3 protein-coding genes and 1 pseudogene are annotated in these 4,186 nt (G+C 58.6%); all 4 read right to left on the bottom strand.

Annotated features, from left to right (window positions below; translation table 11 throughout):
* Nucleotides 1–1,030 (bottom strand): AMP-binding protein (locus AB0M18_RS36415; RefSeq protein ID WP_365765678.1); only part of this gene is annotated, 1,030 nt, incomplete at its 3' end.
* Nucleotides 1,031–1,278: 248 nt separating this feature from the next.
* Nucleotides 1,279–2,313: a methyltransferase gene (locus AB0M18_RS36410; protein ID WP_365765676.1), complete on the bottom strand. Its 1,035-nt coding sequence runs from the start codon at nucleotides 2,311–2,313 to the stop codon at nucleotides 1,279–1,281.
* Nucleotides 2,314–2,591: 278 nt separating this feature from the next.
* Entirely contained in the window at nucleotides 2,592–3,428 is an 837-nt protein-coding gene (locus tag AB0M18_RS36405) for a cytochrome P450 (RefSeq protein WP_365765674.1), read from the bottom strand.
* 623 nt (nucleotides 3,429–4,051) lie between these two features.
* Nucleotides 4,052–4,186: pseudogene (locus tag AB0M18_RS36400) on the bottom strand (IS630 family transposase); the annotation flags it as partial.

Here is a 4,186-nt window from a genome sequence, read left to right as displayed (position 1 = left end):
CATCGAGGACACGGATACGAGCATTCGCGATGGGACGCCCGATCGGTACCGGGCTGGACACATCCTCCGGCGCACCCATCACAAAATACGTCGCGTAGATGGTGGCTTCGGTCGGACCGTACAGGTTGATCAGACGCAGATCCGGATTGTTCTGAAGAACGGCTTGCGCGGGCCCGGACAGAAGGGACTCGCCGCCGACCATGAGAGTGCGCAGCCCGCTGAAAGAGAATGGGAATTCAGCAACCTGACGATGGAACAGCGCCGTGGTTAGAAAGGCGTCAGAGACCCGTCCTGTATCCGTGAAGGCGACGATCTCCTCCGCGCTGATTGGACCGGGCGGTGCCACCACTAGCCGGCCCCCGTTCAGCAGGGCTGACCAGATCTCCAGTACCGCTGCGTCGAATGAAATGGACGCGGCGTGCAGGAATCGACTCGCCGGGCCCAGCCCAGGGCAGTTAGCGTTAGCTATCACGTTCACGATGCCGCGGTGCGGTATCTGGACGCCTTTGGGTTGTCCGGTTGAGCCGGAAGTGTAGAGGAGGTATGCGGTGTCATCTCCACGAGCGGTGACAGTCGGCGGTGTCGTGGAGCAGGCGTTGATCGCGTCCTGAGCAGCCTCGAGTTCGTCGACGGTGAGGGTGAGAACCAGGCCGGCGTCTGCCCGCATGTGTGCAAGACGTCTCGATGGATAGTCCGGGTCGAGAGGCACGCATACAGCTCCCGCCTTGAGCACGGCGAGGAAGCAGACAACAGCCTCAGCGGAACGGGGAAGACAGACACCCACACGATCCCCCGGAGCAACACCGCGAGCGCGCAGATAGTGCGCCAACTGATTCGCACGCTCCACCAACTCGCGATACGTAAGACGCATACCTGGAGCATCGATGGCGACGGATTCCGGTGTATCCGCTGCCCACTTGTCAACGATGACATTTATGGCGAGTGTGATGCTCAGTGAATCTTGACTTCGGAGAAATTCACTCTGCTTCAGTGCGTCCGAATGATTTCCAACTTTGCCTGAATCGTTCATCGCATTGCCGCTCGATTGTAATGTACAGGGATTTCTCGGCGCACACTCATGCCATCGCACGCTCTTCCCGCAGCAATTGCATTTGAGTGCCTGCCGAACAAAGCATGGGTAGGCCCTCACTTACCGTCCGACACGAAGTGCCGTCATTCTTTAGCAGGCCTAGGGGCGAAACCGGTTAAGCCATTCAATTTGCTGTGCCGTGCCGGGGATAGGAGATATTGGCCAAACGGGTCACCGATCGGCATTGGTCAGGGTTTGCGGCCCGTGACGATGCTCCAGTAGCCGAACGTGGGCTTGACCTCGATATCAACGAAGCCCTCCCCCGCAAGCAGAGCGGTCAACTCGGGGGCGGTGAACTGTTGTCCCTGGGTCCACAGGAGCATCCCCACGCTGTAGGCGGCAGCGACGTCGGGAAATTGCTTCTCCTCGTCATAGAGCATCTCGTGGATGATGAGGCGTCCTTCGTGCTCCAGGCTCTCGAAGCTCTTGCGGACGAGTGAACGGCACTGCTCTGGAGACCAGTCGTGGAATATCTCCGAGTAGAAATGGATATCTGCGGCCGGCAGTGCGTCCTGCCACATGTCGAACGCCAGCGTACCGACATGGTCCTGAACGCCGGCCCGCTCGATGTACTCATTCGCCACTTCGCACACCGTGGCCAGGTCCAGGACAGTCGCCCGCAAATGGGGCCAGCGCCGCACGGCGCCGATGGCGTGCGCACTGCTGCCGCCTCCGATGTCGAGCATGCGGCGGTGCAGGGACATGTCGACATGGTCCGGCCATGCGGAGGCCGGCGCCGCACTATGGCCGTGCATGGTGCGTGTGAAGAGACGCGCCTTCTCTGCCTGCGCCTCGTGGGCTTCGAAGATGTCTTCACCACCGTAGGCCTGAGGAGAGTTCGTCTCAACCGCCTTCATGAGCGGCTCGAAGGCCAAAAGCGCGGACGTCTCCTTCAGCATGCCGAGGTAGTCGGTGTAGGAAGACGGCCTGCCTTCCACGAAGTACTCCTCGCCCGTGAGCGTCAGTGCGTAGCGGCCGTCCTCAACCGACAACAAACCCTTGGATGCGCACAACTGGAGGATTGCTTTGAGGGGACGACCATCAACCGGCACCCGCTGGCTGATCTCCTCGAACGCCAGGGATCTTTCCGAAAGCAGACGGAAGATTCTCAGCTCATGTGCAACAAGCACTGCGGGCAGGGTGAGGGAACTCATCAACAGCTCGTTCACCAGACAGTCGTCGACTCGCGGCCGCCATGCCTGATTTTCGTCCCGCTCGTACACGGCTCTCCGTCCTTCAAAACAGGGCAGTCGGGCCCCGTAGAAACTGTCAAAGCTCTGAGAATTCACGTCGACTGGGCACAGGACTCCGGCTGCGACGCTTTCCACAGCAACTCGTTATGCGCACAGAAATTCCCGGTGGCAATCCGGTACAGCAGAACGGCCGCTTCCTGTCAGTAACCCACGCCACGGTGACGGAGCCGAGCGAGGCTCCTTGTCAGGCGCATGGTGCGTAGAGAACACCATCGCAACGACCACGAGTCTCGCCTAATCACACAATCTCACTGACCTGCATTTTTACCTTGGGGGAACGATGCAAACGGTTCACGTACCCTTATGGAATGTCGAGGTCGGAGTACCTCCAGCGGGAGTTGCAGTGGGATTCGGAAGATGGGATTTGGAAGATACTCCACTTCGTGGACGCCAACTGCCAAATCCATGCTCGTCGTGTGCGCCAAGATCGTTTCCAGGGCAATTCTGGTCTCTGTTCGGGATAGCGAAGAACCAGGGCAAGTGTGTACGCCGCGACCGAACGCCAAGTGTGCCGGTGATCCGGGTCTGCGCATGTCGAAATCATCCGCGCCCGTCCATGCATGCGAGTCACGGTTCGCGGCACCAAATAGAACGAATACGCGCGATCCCTCCGAGATGGGGAAGCCACCTACTTCACAATCCCGCATCGCCAACCGAAATACCCCCTGAACGGGTGACTCTAGGCGCAAAACCTCTTCAATGAATCCTGGAATTAGGGCAAAGTCGGATCGGAGTTGATCCGCCAAGTCATTCCGCTGCGTGAGCGCAAGAATGCAGTTGGAAATAAGTCCTGCGGTAGTTAGCACTCCGGCAGAGAAGACTTCCATGGTCAACTGAATGGCCTCGGTGCGCGAAATTGATCCGTTCCTTTCCGCGACAGATATCTCGGCTAGAATGCTCCTCTCGTCGTCGGCGGCGGCATCGAGGGCACGACTTGACCACTCGGAGAACGGCACGGCGCCTTGCTTAATAATGTCCGTGTCGTAACTAGTACGCCCGATAGCACCAATCGCAATAAGTTCAGCCCAGGAAACCATCTCTTCCCATCTGGCCCATGGCGTTCCAAGGAAATGAACCAGGGTCATGGCGGGAAGGGGGCGAGAGAGGGAAGAAACGAGATCGATGTGACCCGACTTAGGCCAGGAGTCGACGAGATCTTCACAAATGGATCGAATCGTAGACTCCCTTTCAGCGATTCGAGAAGGGGTTAGCGAGCGCCGGACAGCTGAACGCCGACGAGTGTGGACCGCGCCATCCGTGAGGCCTAGGCTTGGCAAGTACTGTTCCACGCCGGTCTCCGGAGTCACCGGCGGCGAGCCAAAGGCGTTTGTCGATGAAAAATCTCGAGCGTTACGAAGGACGGACAAGACATGATTTCGGGCACTCACGATGTAAGCGTTTGCCTTCTCCGAGAAGTAGATACCTCGATGGCGAGCCTCAGAATAGGCATCAAATGGGCAGCTTAGGAGTGCACTGTTCGCCTCGAAAATGCCATCGACTAGCATTAATTCTGACCGATCTCTGGAGTTACGAAAGGGGGAGATGGGTTGGCGCGCTCCATGAATCCCGTCCCAGGAATTCCACGAAACATCGTCACGACTCTTCCCCCTCAAAAATGACGAAATTCATTTTCGCATTCTTGTCGGTACTCGGTCATGGGTAGGTTCTACTCCATTAGTGTCGTGCGCAAGTCAAGTCGTGCGCACTTGAACTCCGCCGCCCGGTGACGGCGGTGGAGAGAGCCGATGACCTTGCCGGTGGCGACTTCGAGGGCGGCGAAGAGAGTGGTCGTGCCGGCCCGGACGTAGTCGTGGCTGCGGCGTTCGGGAACGCCGGGCACCAT

It is taken from the genome of Streptomyces sp. NPDC051909 (assembly GCF_040681095.1).
GTDB lineage: Bacteria > Actinomycetota > Actinomycetes > Streptomycetales > Streptomycetaceae > Streptomyces.
This window is presented reverse-complemented; position numbering and strand designations above follow the sequence as displayed.